The following is a 17276-nucleotide window of genomic DNA, read 5'->3' as shown; positions in this document are numbered from 1 at the left end:
TTAGCTATCATTTTTTTTATTCCTAAATTTATATTATTATGAAGAAATTTGAGTGAAGAGAATTCTTTATAATATGAATTAAAAAAAGAAATATAGAAATAATAAAATTTATAGGATATAACAAATTTAAAATATATCTATCCATGGTTCCTCTTATAATGAGAAAGGAGCGATAGTTTTGACAGAACAAGACATACATTTAAGTTTACCTAAAGAAGATCAAATATCTGTAATGAAATTTTTAAATAATAATAATTTTGAAAAAGAGTTAAGATATGATGGTGAACTTATAGAAATATTACTGAGAATAGACAATAAAGGTATCAAGGATAACACAGAAATAGCTGAGGAAATAACAAATCTAATAATAGATGTAATTAAGGATAATATACTAAAAGAATATATATATAAGCAATATAGCGAAATATATACTGATGATCAAGAGGGTATTTATTTAAAATCTATAGAAATTTTTAATCAAAAAGAAATGATTATTAAAAATTCTATAAATACAAAAGTTTATAACTACATATTAAGCAACAACTATATAAACATAGATGGATTTGTAAAGTTTAGAATGAAAGAATTTACTAAATATCTATCAGCTATAGGGGATGCAGCACTGGAGGAATATCTTATAAAAAAGGACCAAGATGAATTTATAAATGTACTAAAATATTTTATAGAAATACAAGAAGAAAAAATGGATTTACTTAGAGTACATATTATGAATGATAATTCCTTTATTCTATATGATAAACATGGAAATAAAATAGATAGTATTGATGACGAAGAGATTATAAATATGGCAATAAAAGAAAATTTAAACTATGAAGATTTTCTTATAAGCACACTATTAACGTTATGTCCTAAAAAAATAGAAATATTAGATACACTAAATAACAACTCATCAAAGGAAATAATAAGTACTATATCATCTATCTTTGATAATAGAGTAAGTGTAATTTATCAAAATTAAAATTTAATTAAATTTTGTTTAACAAATATGTCTAATTATCATAAGTTATTATATACGAGAGATTAAATATATTGTTTATTAACTTAAAAAACTACTTTTTTAATTATTAAGTAAGATTTATAATAGTATATAGCTTAAAAAACTTACTAATAAGATAAACTAAGGAGAACTTATAATGAACAATATTTTGAAAATACTAGTATTAGCAAGTATTGGTGGACTAATTGGATATATAACTAATATAATAGCTATAAAACTTATATTTAGGCCGATAAAACCTATTAAAATACCTTTAATAAATAAAGAAATAATAGGTTTGATTCCAAAGAGAAAAGCAGAGATAGCCGGTAACATAGGAATGGTAATAGAAGAAGAATTTCTTTCTTTAGAGGAAATCTTAGATAATATCATTACAGAAGAAGATAAACAAAATGTTGTAGAATATATAAAAATTAAAGTTAAACTTATAATAAATGAAAAAATGTCTCTAGCACCAAGCTCTATAAAAAATCTTATTCAAGGATATATTATAGATATTGTAGAGGTAGAAGTAAAAAATAGTATCGATGATTTAAGTAAAGATTTAATAATTAAAGCAAATGAACGTATAAATATTCAAAAAATGGTAGAAAATAAAATTACAGAATTAGATTTGTATGAATTAGAAGATATAATACTTAAAATTGCTCAAAAAGAATTAAAGCATATAGAAGTATTAGGTTTAGTACTAGGTTTCTTAATAGGAATTATACAAGGAATTATAATTATATTTATATAATATATTATTCTTGCTACAGATATAACTATCTGATATAATGATACTAAATTAAAAATAAGAGCTATGAAAAGGAAGAGTAAAATAGAAACAATTTTCAGAGATAATGGGTCACCGGCTGAAAGCCCGTTTAAATATGACTATTTGAAAACTACCTTGGAGCAGAATTTATTAGCATATTTATAATATGTGAAAGTATTCGGTTGACTACCTTATAGTCATCAAGAGGGTTCTACATTTGTAGACCAACTTGGGTGGAACCGCGAATTAATACTCGTCCCAAATATATTTTGGGAGGAGTTTTTTTATTTTATAAAAAACTAAATTGAGGAGGAATAACAATGATAAAAATTACTTTAAAAGATGGATCAGTAAGAGAATTTGAAAATGAAGTTTCTATTATGGATATAGCGAAGTCTATAAGTGAAGGTTTAGCTAGAGCTATAGTTGCAGCGTCAGTAAATGGCAAAGTGGTAGGATTAAATCACATAGTTAAAGAGGACTGTGAATTAAACTTATTTAAATTTGATGATGCGGAAGGGAAAGATGTATTTAGACATACATCAGCTCATATATTAGCACAAGCTATAAAGAGATTATATCCAGATGCTAAATTTGCTATAGGGCCAACTGTAGAAAATGGATTCTACTATGATATAGACCTAGAACATAGATTAACAAATGAAGATTTAGAGAAATTAGAAAAAGAAATGAAGAAAATAGCTAAAGAAGATATATCTGTTGAAAGATATGAACTACCAAGAGAAGAAGCTTTAGCTTGGGCTAAAGAAAATAAAGAGATATACAAAGTTGAACTTATAGAAGAATTACCAGAAGGGGAAATAATATCTTTCTATAAGCAAGGGGATTTCACAGATTTATGTAGGGGACCACACTTACCTTCAACTAAAAAAGTTAAAGCAGTTAAGTTATTAAGCGTAGCAGGTGCTTACTGGCGTGGAGATGAAAAGAATAAAATGCTTCAAAGAATATATGGTATAACTTTTGAAAAGAACAAAGATTTAGAAGAATACCTACACATGCTAGAGGAAGCTAAAAAGAGAGACCATAGAAAATTAGGTAAAGAATTAGATTTATTCTTCATACCAGAAGAAGGACCAGGATTCCCATTATTCTTACCAAAAGGTATGGAACTTAAAAATGAATTATTAAAATTCTGGAGAGAAATCCACAGAGAAGATGGATATAGTGAAATAGAAACTCCTATAATATTAGACAGAAAGTTATGGGAAACTTCAGGACACTGGTTCAACTACAAAGAAAATATGTACACAGTTCAAATAGATGAACAAGACTTTGCTATAAAACCAATGAACTGTCCAGGTTCGCTTATATACTATAACTCTAAGCCACATTCATATAAAGAGTTCCCTATAAAAGCTGCTGAGCTTGGTAGAGTTCATAGACATGAGTTATCTGGTGCATTACATGGACTTATGAGAGTTAGAGCCTTCACTCAAGATGATGCTCATATATTCATGTTACCAGAACAAATAAAAGATCAAATAAAAGGTGTTATAGACTTAATAGATAGAGTTTATAAGACTTTTGGATTTGAATATCACTTAGAATTATCAACTAGACCAGAAAAATCAATGGGATCTGATGAAGATTGGGAAGCAGCTGAAAATGGATTAAGAGAAGCTTTAGAAGAATTAAATCTTCCTTATATATTAAATGAAGGAGATGGAGCATTCTATGGTCCTAAAATAGACTTCCATTTAAGAGATTGCTTAGGAAGAACTTGGCAATGTGGTACTATACAATTAGATATGCAATTACCTCAAAGATTTGATATAACTTATATAGGTCAAGATGGTGAAAAGCATAGACCAGTAATGATACACAGAGTTGCATTTGGTAGTATAGAAAGATTCATAGGAATATTAATAGAACATTATGCTGGTAAATTCCCAGTATGGTTAGCTCCAACTCAAGTTAGAATACTTCCTATTTCTGATAAATACAATGATTATGCTAATGAAGTTAAAAAAGTATTATTTGCTAAAGGTATAAGAGTCGAAATAGATGATAGAGCAGAAAAGACTGGATTTAAGATAAGAGAAGCACAACTTCAAAAAATACCATATATGGTAATAGTGGGAGAAAAAGAAGCTGCTGATAAGACTATATCTGTAAGAAGTAGAGATAAAGGTGAAATAGGAAGTCTTGGCTTAAATGAATTCATGGCTACTGTTTTACAAGAAGTTGAAGAAAGAACTAATGTAATACAAGCATAGTATTAAATAAATATATAGTAAAAATCCCTTAGATATATCTAAGGGATTTTTATTTAATGAAATTTTTTATCTAACACATTTCTTTTCTTATTAAAGATTTTAATTCATCATGAGTCATAGTCTCTTTGTCAAATAAATGTTTTGAAACTATATGCAAGTCATTTATGTTATCTCTTAATAATGCTAACGTTTCATCATAGCACTTTTGAACTATATCATTAGCTTCTTTTTGTATTTGACCTGATAAGAAAGTTTTATCGTTTCCATCAATAGTCATAAAGCCTAATTTACTCATTCCATATTCACAAACCATTTGATGGGCGATATCAGTCACTTTCTTTAAGTCGTCTTTAGCTCCAGTTGATTTGTGGTTAAATATTAATTCCTCAGATGCTTTACCTGCAAGTAAAATCTTCATTTTTCCTGTTAACTCTTCTGTAGTATAAATATATCTATCTTCATCAGGAAGTTGAAGAACATACCCTAAAGCCTGACCTCTAGGAATTATAGATATTTTTTGTATAGGGCAAAGACCTACTAAATCACTGACAAGGGCATGACCAGCTTCATGATAAGAAACTATTTCTTTTTCCTTTTCTATTAATTTAGAATTTTTAGATTCAAGCCCTGCAATAACTCTTTCTATTGCCTTATCAAAATGTATAGAAGTAATAACGTTACTACTTTCTCTAACTGCAAATATAGCAGCTTCATTAGCTATATTTGAAAGATGAGCTCCATTAAATCCATGAGTCTTTTTAGCTAAAAGTTCAAGATCAACACTAGGGTCTAGTGGTTTATTATTTGTGTGAACTTTTAATATTTCAAATCTAGTATTATAATTAGGTGAACCAATGTGTATATGTCTGTCAAATCTTCCGGGTCTAAGTAGTGCTTCATCAAGTAAATCAAGTCTGTTAGTTGCACCTATTATTATTACATTTGAGTCCTTTACGAAACCATCCATTTCAACTAATAGTTGGTTTAAAGTTTGGTCTTTTTCATTATTACTTTCTAAATGTCTTTTTGCGCCTATAGCATCAACTTCGTCTATAAATATTATACTTGGAGCTTCTTTTCTAGCTTTTTCAAATAATGTTCTAACACGTTTCGCTCCTACACCAACGTATTTTTCAACGAATTCAGATCCAGTAACATTAAAGAAAGAGGCATTAGTTTCTCCAGCAACAGCGGATGCAAGAAGAGTTTTTCCTGTACCAGGAGGTCCATAAAAAAGCACTCCTTTAGGAATTTTTGCTCCCATTTTCTTGTACTTATCTGGAGATTTCATAAAGTCTACTATCTCAAAAAGCTCTTCTTTTATTTCTTCTAAACCTGCAACATCACAAAATGTAGTTTTAGGTTTAGTGGAATTAGAATCATCTTGTGGATTTTCTTTTTCCATTTTAGTCTGAGCAAATACAGGTACTGGTTTATTAACTTTTTTAAAAAAATTGTCCAACATTTTCATAGCCATACACCTCAATAATAAAATTGTTAATTTATTTTATATTTTCCAAAGTTACTAATATTTATTATTAAAATTTTTATAAATAATTTACACTATGTAACATTATAGAGTATAACCAAAAACTACATAAAAAATTACATATATCTAAATTTTGAAAATATATATAAATGTATGTTAAATGAATAAAAAATAAAAATTATGCAAATAAAAAAATGTAAAAAAATAAAAATGTACTTGCATTTATCTTAAAAAGGTGATATATTAGATACAGTAATAATTAAAAACGAAGAAGAAGTCCGCTTCTCACCTTACGATATAAGTTGTTGGGTAAATATAAGTTGAGTTTTTATACATTTAGTATAAAACTCGTTTTAATGTGTTAACTTATATAGCGGATGATTTATATCATTCGCTTTTTATTTTATATAAAAAACTTGGAGGTGTCCTACTATTAGCAAAGAATTAGCAATCAATGAAGAAATAAGAGATAAAGAAGTAAGACTTTTATCTGAAACTGGCGAGCAACTTGGAATAGTATCAATTAAAGAAGCTCAAGCAATGGCTAACAGTAAAAACTTAGACTTAGTACAAATATCACCTAATGCTAATCCATCTGTATGTAAACTTATGGATTATGGTAAATATAAATATGAACAATCTAGAAAAGAAAAAGAAGCTAAAAAAAATCAAAAGACTATAACTGTAAAAGAAGTAAGACTTAGACCAGGTATAGAAACTAACGATTTAAATACTAAAGCTAACAATGCTATAAAGTTCCTTAAAAAAGGAGATAAAGTTAAAGTAGAACTTAGATTCAGAGGTAGAGAATTAGGACATAAAGATATTGGAAAAGAAGTTATGCTTAAATTCATAGATATAGTAAAAGAGTTTGGAGAACCAGCTAAGGCCCCTAAATTTGAGGGTAATAACATGGTTGTAATCATAGATCCAAAAAAATAGATGATTAACTGAGAGGAGGAAATTAACATGCCTAAAATGAAAACTCATAGAGGTGCTGCTAAAAGATTCAAGAAAACTGGAAGTGGAAAATTAAAGAGAGCTAAGGCTTTCAGAAGACATATACTAACTAAGAAGGCTGCTAAAACTAAGATGCAATTAAGAAAGTCAGGATTAGTTAGTGAAGGTGATGCTAGAAGAATAGCGCAATTATTACCATACTAAAAAACGGATTAAATATAAAAACATTAAAAGAGGAAAACAAAGGAGGTCATAACGATGGCAAGAGTTAAAAAAGCTATGAACGCTCGTAAGAAACATAAAAAAGTGTTAAAACTTGCAAAAGGATTTAGAGGATCTAGAAGTAAATTATTTAGACCGGCTAATGCATTCGTAATGAAGGCGTTAAAGAACGCATATATAGGAAGAAAGTTAAAGAAGAGAGACTTCAGAAGACTTTGGATACAAAGAATAAACGCTGGAACTAGAGCTCATGGATTATCATACTCAAGATTCATGAACGGATTAAAATTAGCTGGAATAGAAGTTAACAGAAAAATGTTAGCTGAAATGGCTATACATGACGAGCAAGGATTTGCTAAGTTAGTAGAAGTTGCTAAATCAAAATTAGCTTAATATAAAAAAGAAAAGCTGTAGTCCATGGGGGCTATAGCTTTTTTTTCGTTTTATAATATATTTATTATAATAGGAAATAATTATAGTGTAAAAATGGTTATTATATAAATATATCTTATTATTTTTAATAAATAATAAGATATATTTATATAATAATTTATGTTGTTGTTTTTAAATAAAAATTGGAATATAATAGAGTAATATTATTCAAATCCTTGTATACAAAAATTTGGGAAAATACAATTAAGTACTATAATCTATAAAGGAGGGCTATATTAAAGTGAAGACAATATTAAATAAGATTGTCGCTTATATAAATAAAATGCAACCTACTCAAATAATGGTAGTTGGGTTTGCTATACTTATCCTAATAGGAGGATTTTTACTAAACCTACCTATAGCGACACGAAGTGGTGAAAGTATAGGTTTTTTAGATGCTTTATTCACAGCCACTTCTGCAGTATGCGTTACGGGATTGATTGCTGTTGATACTGCAACATATTGGAGTGGTTTCGGACACGTAGTAATAATAGGACTAATACAAATTGGTGGTCTTGGATTTATGACTGCAACGACGATGTTTGCTTTGTTAATGAAAAAAAGAATAAATTTAAAAGAGAGACTTTTAATACAAGAATCACTAAATCAAATAGATTTATCAGGATTAGTTAAATTAACAAGATATATAATACTTATAACTTTTATGATAGAAGGTATGGGAGCCATATTATTATCAACAGTATTTATACCGCAATTTGGACTTTTAAGAGGTATTTGGTATAGTGTATTCCATGCAATATCGGCATTTTGCAACGCAGGATTTGATTTAATGGGATCTGTTAGTGGTCAATTCTCATCATTAACATCTTATGTAAATAACTTTACAGTCAGCGTTACAATATCATTACTTATAATATTAGGGGGATTAGGATTCCCAGTTATACTAGATATAATAAAAAATAAAAAATTATCTAAGTTAAATTTACACTCTAAGATAGTACTAATTACAACGGGTATACTTATAGCTTTAGGGATGGTATCTCTGTTTATATTAGAATTTAAAAATCCAGATACATTAGGAGACTTAGGCTTTGGAGGAAAAATATTAGCTGCATTTTTCCAATCGGTTACTTTAAGAACGGCAGGATTTAATACTGTAGACTTAGCATTGATGCAACAAGGAAGTATATTTATAATGATTATATTAATGTTTATAGGAGCGTCTTCAGCATCTACAGGAGGCGGTATAAAAGTTACTACTTTAGCTACATTAATACTTACAGTAAGAAGTTTTATACTTGGAAAAGCTGATATAGAAGTATTAGGAAGAAGAATATCAGACTCTATTGTAAGAAAATCTTTAGGTATATTTTTTATAGGAATATCCGTAGTAGTACTTGGAACATTGCTTATATCTATAACTGATCCGGAATTTAGCTTGGTTGAAGCAGGGTTTGAAGTTGTATCAGCATTTGCGACAGTTGGATTAAGTATAGGTGGAAGTCCGAGATTAAGTGAGATAGGAAAGATTTTAATAATGTTATTTATGTTTATGGGAAGGGTTGGTTCTCTAACTATATTCATGGCAATAATTTCAAGGGGACCAAGAAAAAGTGCTCCTATTAGATACCCAGAAGGAAAAATAATAGTAGGTTAAACTATGATACTATTTTATTAAAATATATTAATATAATTAATTTTGTACTGAGAGGAAGAGTATTATGAAACAATATATAGTTATTGGTTGTGGAAGATTTGGTGCTTCAGTTGCTACAACTATGCACTTACTAGGTCATCAAGTTATGGCTATAGATAAAAGTGAAGAAGTAATTCAAAACATAGCAGATAAGGTTACTCATGCAGCTATAGTGGATGTTACAGATGAGCAATCACTAAGATCATTAGGACTTGGAAACTTTGATGTGGCAATAGTGGCAATAGGGTCGGATATAAGAGCATCTATAATGGCAACTCTTATAGCTAAAGAAATGGGCGTATCTCAAATTGTATGTAAAGCTAAAGATGAATTACAAGCTAAAGTTTTATATAAGATAGGTGCAGATAGAGTAGTATTCCCAGAAAGAGATATGGGAGTAAGAGTTGCACATAATTTAGTATCAGATAATATATTAGATCATATAGAATTAGATCCAGAATACTCAATAGTTGAAATTGTTACACCAACTAGTTGGGTAGGAAAAACTTTAATAGAATTAGAATTAAGAGCTAGATATGAAATAACTGTACTTGCTATAAAATGTGGAAAAAATATAAATGTGACTCCTTCACCAGATGAAGAGCTTAGATTAGGAAGTATTTTAGTTGTAATTGGACAAAATAATAAAATAAGCAGCATAGCATCAGAAAATAATGATTTAATTAGGAGAAAATAGCCATGGCTATAATGATAACTGCAAAAGATAATGATAAAGTTAAATACACTAAATCGTTATTAAAATCAAAGAATAGAAATAAAGAGTCAAAATTTATAATAGAAGGATATAGGATACTGACTTTAGCTATAGAGTGCAGTGCTGATTTAGACTACGTATTTATAAATGAAGATTTTGAAAATAAAGAAGAACATGTAAAGTTTTTAAATATACTTAAAGATAAAAATATAAAAACATATAAGACTACAAATAAAATATTTAATGAGTTAGTAGATACAGAAAGTACTCAAGGTATATTAGGTGTTGTTAAATTCAAACCTAAAGATATAGAAACTAGCTTAAAAGATGAACATAGATTTGTATTAATATTAGATAGAATACAAGATCCAGGTAATATGGGAACTATAATAAGAACAGCAGATGCAGCTGGAGTTGATGCTATAATAGCGTTGAAAGGTTGTGTAGATATATATAACCCAAAGGTTATAAGATCAACAATGGGATCTATATTTGATATGAACATAATTCATGCAACTCAGGAAGAAGCGGTAAGATTACTTAAATTAAAGAACTTTGATATAGTATCTAGCTATTTAGATACAAATAATTTCTATAATGAAATAGAATATAATTATAAAGTCGCTTTAGTTATAGGAAATGAAGCTAATGGAATAAATGATGAATTAGTATCTAATTCTGATGTATTGGTTAAAATACCTATATATGGGAAGGCAGAATCATTAAATGCTGCGATAAGTTCAGCCATACTAATGTATGAGATAAAGAAATACTTAGTTTAGCATATTGAAAGCAGTATAAATTTTATGATATAATTGTATGTAAAAGTATATTTAAAATACAATGAAAGAGAAAAGTATTTTGAATCAACTTAGTTCAGAGATAAGTACCAAGGCTGAAAGTACTTTCTAAGAATTCAAAAGAAGTTCCCTCTGGAGTATTAAAGCTGAAATTTGAAGTAGGCTTTAACGTTAAAACGCGTTAAGTTTATTAGAGGTGGTTTATTAATTTATTTAATAAACTACTAGGGTGGTACCGCGAAATTATAGTCTTTCGTCCCTAGATAGGGATGAAGGGCTTTTTTTAATACAAAAAAGACGTGAAAGGGTGATAATAGTGCAAGAAAAATTACTTAATTTGCAAGAAGTAGCTTTAAATGATATTAAAGATGCTACTAGTATAGAACAAGTTGAAAGCTTAAGAGTTAAGTACTTAGGTAAAAAGGGTGAAATAACTGCTATCCTTAAAGAAATGGGTAAGTTATCAGCAGAAGAAAGACCAGTTATAGGTCAAGTTGCTAATAAGGTAAGAGAATCAATAGAAGGAAGTATATCTTCTAAAAAAGAAGAATTAAAAGCTATAGAGCGACAAAAGAAATTAGCTGAAGAAGTTATAGATGTTACTATGCCAGCTAAAGACGTTTTAGTAGGAAAGAAACATCCAATATCTCAAATAATAGATGAAGTAAGTGAAATATTTATGGGAATGGGATTCTCAATAGCAGAAGGTCCAGAAGTTGAAACTGTAGCAAATAACTTTGATGCATTAAATGCACCTAAAGACCATCCATCAAGGGATATGAGTGATACATTCTATATAAATAGTGAATTATTACTTAGAACTCAAACTTCTCCAGTTCAAGTTAGAACTATGAAAAGCCAAGAATTACCTATAAAGATAGTATCTCCAGGAAGATGTTTTAGATTTGACTCTCCAGATGCTACACATTCACCAATGTTCCATCAAATAGAAGGTCTTGTAGTTGGTAAAGATGTTACAATGGCGCAACTAAAAGGAACATTAAATATGTTCGTTAAAAAGCTATTTGGAGAAGAAACAAAAACTAAGTTTAGACCACATAACTTCCCATTCACAGAACCTAGTGCAGAAGTAGATGTTACATGCTTTAAGTGTGACGGTGCAGGATGCCCTATGTGTAAAGGTGAAGGATGGATAGAAATATTAGGAGCAGGAATGGTACATCCAAATGTACTTAGAAACTGTGGAATAGATCCAGAAGTTTATAGTGGATTTGCATTCGGTATGGGTGTAGATAGAATTACAATGCTTAAGTATGAAATAGATGATATAAGATTATTATTCGAAAATGATATGAGATTTTTAAATCAATTTTAATTAGGAGGGATTTAATATGTTAGTACCTTTAAAATGGCTTAGAGACTACGTTAATATAGATAAAGATACTCAAGAATTTGCTGATATGATGACTATGACAGGGTCAAAAGTTGAGAAAGTAGAATTCTTTGGAAGAGAAACAAATGGTGTTGAGGTATGTAAAATACTTGAAATAGAACAGCATCCAGATGCAGAAAGATTAACAGTTACAAAGGTTGAAGTAGCAAATGGAGAAATACTTCAAATAGTAACTAATGCTAAAAATATAAAAGTTGGAGATTATGTTCCTGTTGCTAGAATAGGTGCAGTACTTCCTGGAGACTTTAAAATAAAAAAAGGTAAGTTAAGAGGCGTATTATCAGAAGGAATGTTCTGTGGTGCTGAAGAATTAACTATACCATCTCAATATGTTGAAGAACACAAGAAGGACGGAATATATATATTAGACCACCAAGATTCATTTGAGTTAGGAATGGATGTAAGAGAAGCTTTAGGAATAAATGATGCTTTAATAGAATTCGAGATAACTTCAAATAGACCTGATTGTAGATCAATAATAGGTATAGCAAGAGAAGCTGCAGTTACTTTAGGAGAAAAGTTTAATTATCCAGAAATTAAAGTAAATGAATCTAATGAAGAAATAGACTTTAAGGTAGAGATCGAGACAGAATTATGTAATAGATATTGTGGAAGAGTTATAAAAGACGTTAAAGTAGGACCTTCTCCATATTGGATGCAAAGAAGACTTATAGAAGCTGGAATGAGACCAGTAAATAATATAGTTGATATAACAAACTATGTTATGATTGAATTAGGTCAACCACTTCATGCATTTGACTTAGATGATGTTAAAACTAACAAAATGGTAGTTAAATGTGCTAAAGAAGGTGAAAAATTCACTACATTAGATGGAGTTGAAAGAACATTAACTTCTGATATGATAGTTGTAGGTAATGGAGAAAAAACATTAGACTTAGCTGGAATAATGGGTGGAGAAAATTCTGAAATAAAAGAAACTACAACATCAATATTCCTTGAAGGTGCAAACTTTGCAAAAGAAAGCGTAAGAGCTACATCTAAGAAACTAGGACTTAGAACAGAAGCATCATCTAAGTTTGAAAAAGGTATAGATATGAATTTAGCTGAAGAAGCTATAAATAGAGCATCTCAATTAATAGAAGAATTAGGATGTGGTACAGTACTTAAGGGAATGATAGACAACTACCCAAGAAAGCAAGAAATACAAAAAGTAGTAGTTAATCCTCAAAGAATAAATAAATTATTAGGTGTTAACGTAGCAATGGATCAATTCTTAAGTATATTAGAAAGCTTAGAGTTTAAGTGTAACTTAATAAGTTCTGATAAATTAGAATTAGAAGTTCCAAGCTTCAGACTAGATATAGTTGAAGATGCGGATATATTAGAAGAAGTAGCTAGAATATATGGTTACGAAAATATTCCAGCAGCTGATTTAGAAGGAAATGCTACAGCAGGTGTAAAAACTGATAAACAAAAGTTTATGGACAATATAAAAAATAATGCTATAGCAACGGGATTAAATGAAATATTAACATATTCATTTGTAAGCCCAAGAGGTGTAGATAAAATAAACTTATCTCAAGATGATTTAAAGAGAGATTTTGTTAAGATAATAAATCCATTAGGTGAAGAGACTTCTGTTATGAGAACTACATTAATACCTAATATGTTAGATGTAATATCTACAAATATATCTCACAAAGTAGAATCAGTATCAGCATTTGAATGCGGAAATACATTTACTCCACAAGACGGTTTACCAGTTGAAACTAAGAAATTATGTGTAGGAATGTACGGTAAAGAAGTAGACTTCTTTAATCTAAAAGGAATTGTAGAAACTATATTAAATAATGTTGGATTAAAAGGTTACGAAATAGAACCAGAAACGACAAATCCTACATTCCATCCTGGAAGATGTGCAAAAGTAGTGTATAATAATATATGTATAGGTACTTTTGGAGAATTACATCCAAATGTAGATGAAAACTATAACTTAGGACAAAGAGTTTATGTAGCTGAAATAAATACTGATTTAGTATTTGATAATTGTAATGGAACTAAAATATACACTCCATTACCAAAATATCCATCAACATCTAGAGATATAGCATTAATAGTTAAAGATGAAGTATTTGTAAAACAAATAGAAGATATAATAAAGGCTAATTCAGGTGGATTAGTTGAAAGTTATAAATTATTTGACGTTTACAAAGGATCTCAAATAGAAGATGGATATAAATCAATAGCATACTCTTTAACATATAGAAGTAGTGAAAAAACTTTAACAGATGAAGATGTAGCAAAAGTACATGATAAGATATTAAGTGAGCTAAGTGAGAAACTAAATGCAAACTTAAGATCAAACTAACTAACTTAAGGGGCGTGTTAGTATGAATAAGGTGATGGTAAAGATCAATGGGGCTGAATATCCGATGGTTGGAGATAAGTCGGAACAACATATGATAGCTGTTGCATCATATGTTGATAAAGAGATGAGTAAGGTTATAAGTGCAAATCCGAAACTAAGTACTGTTGTTTCAGCTATAGTAACAGCAGTAAACATTACAGATATATTATTTGAATGTTCAGAGTCAAATGACGAATTAGCTAAGGAAAATGAAGAATTAAAGAAAAAAGTTGGTTCATCAGACGAAGAACTTAAACTAGAGATTAGAAAATTACATCTAGAATTACAAGGCAAAGAAAAAGAACATGCTAAGTATGAAGCAAAGATAGAAGAATTAAATAAAGTAATAGAATCTCAAAAACAAGAGATTTCTGCATTAGGAAATAAAACTGAATCTTCAAAGGAAGAATTAGAGTCTTATAAAACTCAAATAGAAGATTTAAAGACTTCTGTAGATGAAGCAAATGAAAGAGCAAAAATTGCAGAAAGTTTAGCATCAGAGTTCCAAAATAAAGCATATAAAGTACAATTAGAAAAAACAGAGCTTGAAAATGAAGTAAAATTCATGAGAGCAAGAAGATAGCATAAGAAATTAAGCCTTCAGGAGTTAACCTGAAGGTTTTAATTTTTATAATTAAGGATATTATAAAGATATAATATTTTTAACGAAGCGAATTTTAAGTAACGGATGCATCTAAAGCGAGAGCGAAATGATTCGCGACACGTCGCTTAAAGATGTATCGTTGACGATATGAGCGAAGCGAATTTTAAGGAGGATAATATGAGAGACGTAGAACTATTAGCACCAGTTGGGTCATTTGAAGCTTTAAAGGCAGCAGTACAAAATGGAGCTAATGCTGTATACCTTGGCGGTAAAGATTTTAGTGCAAGGGCATCAGCAAATAATTTTGATAGAAATGAATTAAAAGAAGCTGTTAGATATGCACATATAAGAGGTGTACAAGTTTTTGTAACTGCAAACACTTTAATAAAACAAAATGAAATATATGACTTTGTGGAATATGCAAAGTTTTTATACGATATAGATGTAGATGCAATAATACTTCAAGATATAGGCATGGCAAGGCTTATAAAGAATATGTTGCCAGATTTTGAACTTCATGCAAGTACTCAAATGGTTGCACATTCACTAGAAGATGTAAAATATCTTGAATCAGTTGGGTTTGATAGAGTAGTTTTAGCAAGAGAAGTAAGCGTAGATGAAATAAAATATATATGTGATAACTGTAAAGCTGATATAGAAGTATTTGTTCATGGAGCATTATGTGTATGTTACTCAGGCCAATGTTTAATGAGTTCAATGATAGGTAATAGATCAGGAAATAGAGGAAGATGTGCACAACCATGTAGACAAAAATATGAGCTTATAGATGTTCATACTGGAGAAGTAATAAATAGTAATGGAGATTATTTATTAAGTCAAAGAGATTTAAGTACAATAGAAGAAATAGATAAAATAATGGATGCTGGGGTATATTCTTTAAAGATAGAAGGAAGAATGAAAAAATCAGAATATGTAGCAACGGTTATAGGTAGCTATAATGATGCAATAAAGCAATATCAGACTACTAAAAAACTAGAAGTATCAAATGAAACTATAAATGACTTACACGTTATATTTAATAGAAAGTTTACTAAAGGTTTAATATTAGGAGAAGTAGGAGAAGAAGTAATGAACTCTGAAATACCTAATAACCAAGGTTTATATATAGGAAAGGTACTAGATTGTAATAAAAAGACTAAGAGATTAAAAATGATACTAGAAAATACTCTTAAAAAAGGTGATGGAATAAACCTAGGTGGTGGAACAATAGGTAGAATTATTAAAAATGGAGAAATAACTACAATAGGTTATAAAGGCGATTTAATAGAACTAGACTTTGTTGGTGAAGCTAAAAGAGGACAAGTAGTATTTAAAACTTCAGATAGTGAATTAATAGATAGAGTACAAGCTACATTTAAACAAGATAAAGAGCTTATAAAAAATGATGTAGATGCTAAAATTAGCATAAAATTAGGTGAAAATCCAGTATTAACTATAAGTGATACTAAAGGAAATAGTGCAAAAATAGTTGGAGATAAAATAGTAGAAAAAGCGATGAAAGTGGCTTTAAGTAAAGAAAAGGTAGAAACTCAATTGCAAAAAATGGGTAATACTCCATATTTATTAAGAAATTTAGAAATAGATTTAGATGATAATATAAGTTTACCAATAAGTATACTAAATCAAATGAGAAGAGATTGTATTGAAGCTTTAGACGAAGAAAGAGTTAAGATAAAAAATAGAAGTTATAAAAATAAAGTAGTAAAATATAACCCGGCTAAAGTAAAAAGAGATAATAAAGAAAGCTTATCTGTAAAAGTTAAGAATTTAGAACAATTAAAAGAAGCTTTAGAATGTGGCATTGGAAAAATTTATTATGAAGATGTAAAAACTTTAGATGAAGCCGTAGTAATGTCACATAAATATAATACTAAATTAGTTTACTCTACACCTAGAATAATAAGATATAAAGAATACTCACAACTAAATAAAGTAAAAGAATCAGGAATAACTTCTGTACAAATTGGTAGCTGGGGTCCGCTAGATTATTTTAAAGATAAAGAATTAAATATAGACTATTACTTAAATGCATTTAATAGTGAAACTGTAAATTACTTTAAAGAAGTTGGAGCAAATACATTATGTTTATCTCAAGAATTAAATATTTATGAGATAAAAGAAACTTTAAAATATACAGACATGGATATTGAAGGAGTTGTATATGGATATACTCCACTTATGATAACAGAGTATTGTCCAATGGGCGTAGTTGTAAGAGACTGTAAAAAAGATAAGAGAGTTGCTAAATGTAAGGAAAGTACTTATGCTTTAAAAGACTTTAAAGATGAAAAATATAGAGTATCTCAAGATATATTCTGTAGAAGTACTATATACAATTCAAAGGTAACTTGTATGTTAGATAATTTAGAAGAACTAAATGAAATCGGAATAAATATACTTAGATTAGATTTTACATTAGAAGATGGAGAAACTGTTAGAAAAGTAATACAAGCTTATCAAGAAGTATTAAATAATGACTACAAACTTGGTTTAAAAGCTACAAAACTTTATAATGAATTAGATGATGCAGGGGTATGTGCAGGCCATTATTATAGAGGTGTAGAATAATAATAAAATAA

At 29.0% G+C, this 17276-nt stretch carries 14 protein-coding genes and 2 other annotated features; of the genes, 13 read left to right on the top strand and 1 reads right to left on the bottom strand.

What is annotated here, in order from left to right:
• Positions 1-178: 178 nt before the first annotated feature.
• From ytxC to thrS, 3 genes are all read left to right on the top strand, one after another.
• A complete protein-coding gene (gene ytxC, locus BN899_RS14910) occupies positions 179-979 on the top strand; it encodes a putative sporulation protein YtxC (RefSeq protein ID WP_242824211.1) in 801 nt (266 codons plus the stop codon).
• Positions 980-1154: 175 nt separating this feature from the next.
• Positions 1155-1757, top strand: a complete 603-nt coding sequence (locus BN899_RS14905) for a DUF445 domain-containing protein (protein WP_042277028.1) — start codon at positions 1155-1157, stop codon at positions 1755-1757.
• Positions 1758-1811: 54 nt separating this feature from the next.
• Positions 1812-2039, top strand: a binding site (T-box leader).
• A 56-nt stretch (positions 2040-2095) separates the two neighbouring features.
• On the top strand, positions 2096-4015 hold the full coding sequence (thrS, locus tag BN899_RS14900) for a threonine--tRNA ligase (RefSeq protein WP_042277025.1): 1920 nt from the start codon (positions 2096-2098) through the stop codon (positions 4013-4015).
• A gap of 70 nt (positions 4016-4085) precedes the next feature.
• On the opposite strand, the gene BN899_RS14895 is transcribed toward thrS, so the two are convergent.
• Entirely contained in the window at positions 4086-5486 is a 1401-nt protein-coding gene (locus tag BN899_RS14895) for an ATP-dependent metallopeptidase FtsH/Yme1/Tma family protein (RefSeq protein ID WP_042277022.1), read from the bottom strand.
• A 450-nt stretch (positions 5487-5936) separates the two neighbouring features.
• On the opposite strand from BN899_RS14895, the gene infC reads away from it, so the two are divergent.
• The 10 genes from infC (at position 5937) to BN899_RS14845 (ending at position 17265) form a co-directional block, all read left to right on the top strand.
• Positions 5937-6446 carry a translation initiation factor IF-3 gene (infC, locus tag BN899_RS14890; protein ID WP_081712287.1) on the top strand — a complete coding sequence of 170 codons (510 nt, stop codon included), beginning with the start codon at positions 5937-5939 and terminating at the stop codon, positions 6444-6446.
• Between the two features lie 27 nt (positions 6447-6473).
• Positions 6474-6668: a 50S ribosomal protein L35 gene (gene rpmI, locus BN899_RS14885; protein ID WP_042277016.1), complete on the top strand. Its 195-nt coding sequence runs from the start codon at positions 6474-6476 to the stop codon at positions 6666-6668.
• Positions 6669-6722: 54 nt separating this feature from the next.
• Positions 6723-7079 (top strand): 50S ribosomal protein L20, encoded by a 357-nt coding sequence (gene rplT / locus BN899_RS14880; protein ID WP_042277013.1) that lies wholly within the window; start codon positions 6723-6725, stop codon positions 7077-7079.
• Positions 7080-7359: 280 nt separating this feature from the next.
• Positions 7360-8736, top strand: a complete 1377-nt coding sequence (locus tag BN899_RS14875) for a TrkH family potassium uptake protein (RefSeq protein ID WP_242824210.1) — start codon at positions 7360-7362, stop codon at positions 8734-8736.
• Between the two features lie 64 nt (positions 8737-8800).
• The gene (locus BN899_RS14870) at positions 8801-9472 is read left to right on the top strand and encodes a potassium channel family protein (RefSeq protein WP_042277009.1); all 672 of its coding nucleotides are present in this window, start codon (positions 8801-8803) and stop codon (positions 9470-9472) included.
• Positions 9473-9474: 2 nt separating this feature from the next.
• Entirely contained in the window at positions 9475-10272 is a 798-nt protein-coding gene (locus BN899_RS14865) for a TrmH family RNA methyltransferase (RefSeq protein WP_081712286.1), read from the top strand.
• 52 nt (positions 10273-10324) lie between these two features.
• Positions 10325-10554, top strand: a binding site (T-box leader).
• 52 nt (positions 10555-10606) lie between these two features.
• Positions 10607-11626, top strand: a complete 1020-nt coding sequence (pheS, locus tag BN899_RS14860) for a phenylalanine--tRNA ligase subunit alpha (protein ID WP_042277006.1) — start codon at positions 10607-10609, stop codon at positions 11624-11626.
• Between the two features lie 16 nt (positions 11627-11642).
• Complete coding sequence (pheT, locus tag BN899_RS14855; protein ID WP_042277004.1) at positions 11643-14033, top strand: phenylalanine--tRNA ligase subunit beta; 2391 nt, start codon at positions 11643-11645, stop codon at positions 14031-14033.
• Positions 14034-14055: 22 nt separating this feature from the next.
• Entirely contained in the window at positions 14056-14655 is a 600-nt protein-coding gene (gene zapA, locus BN899_RS14850) for a cell division protein ZapA (protein ID WP_042277001.1), read from the top strand.
• Between the two features lie 198 nt (positions 14656-14853).
• Positions 14854-17265, top strand: coding sequence for a DUF3656 domain-containing U32 family peptidase (locus tag BN899_RS14845; protein ID WP_042276998.1), 2412 nt, complete (start codon positions 14854-14856; stop codon positions 17263-17265).
• Positions 17266-17276: the final 11 nt, after the last annotated feature.

Origin of the sequence: Faecalimicrobium dakarense, from assembly GCF_000499525.1 — a bacterium.
Taxonomy (GTDB): domain Bacteria; phylum Bacillota; class Clostridia; order Peptostreptococcales; family Peptostreptococcaceae; genus Faecalimicrobium; species Faecalimicrobium dakarense.
The sequence above is the reverse complement of the archived record's forward strand: the minus strand, read 5'-3'. Positions and strand labels throughout refer to the sequence as shown.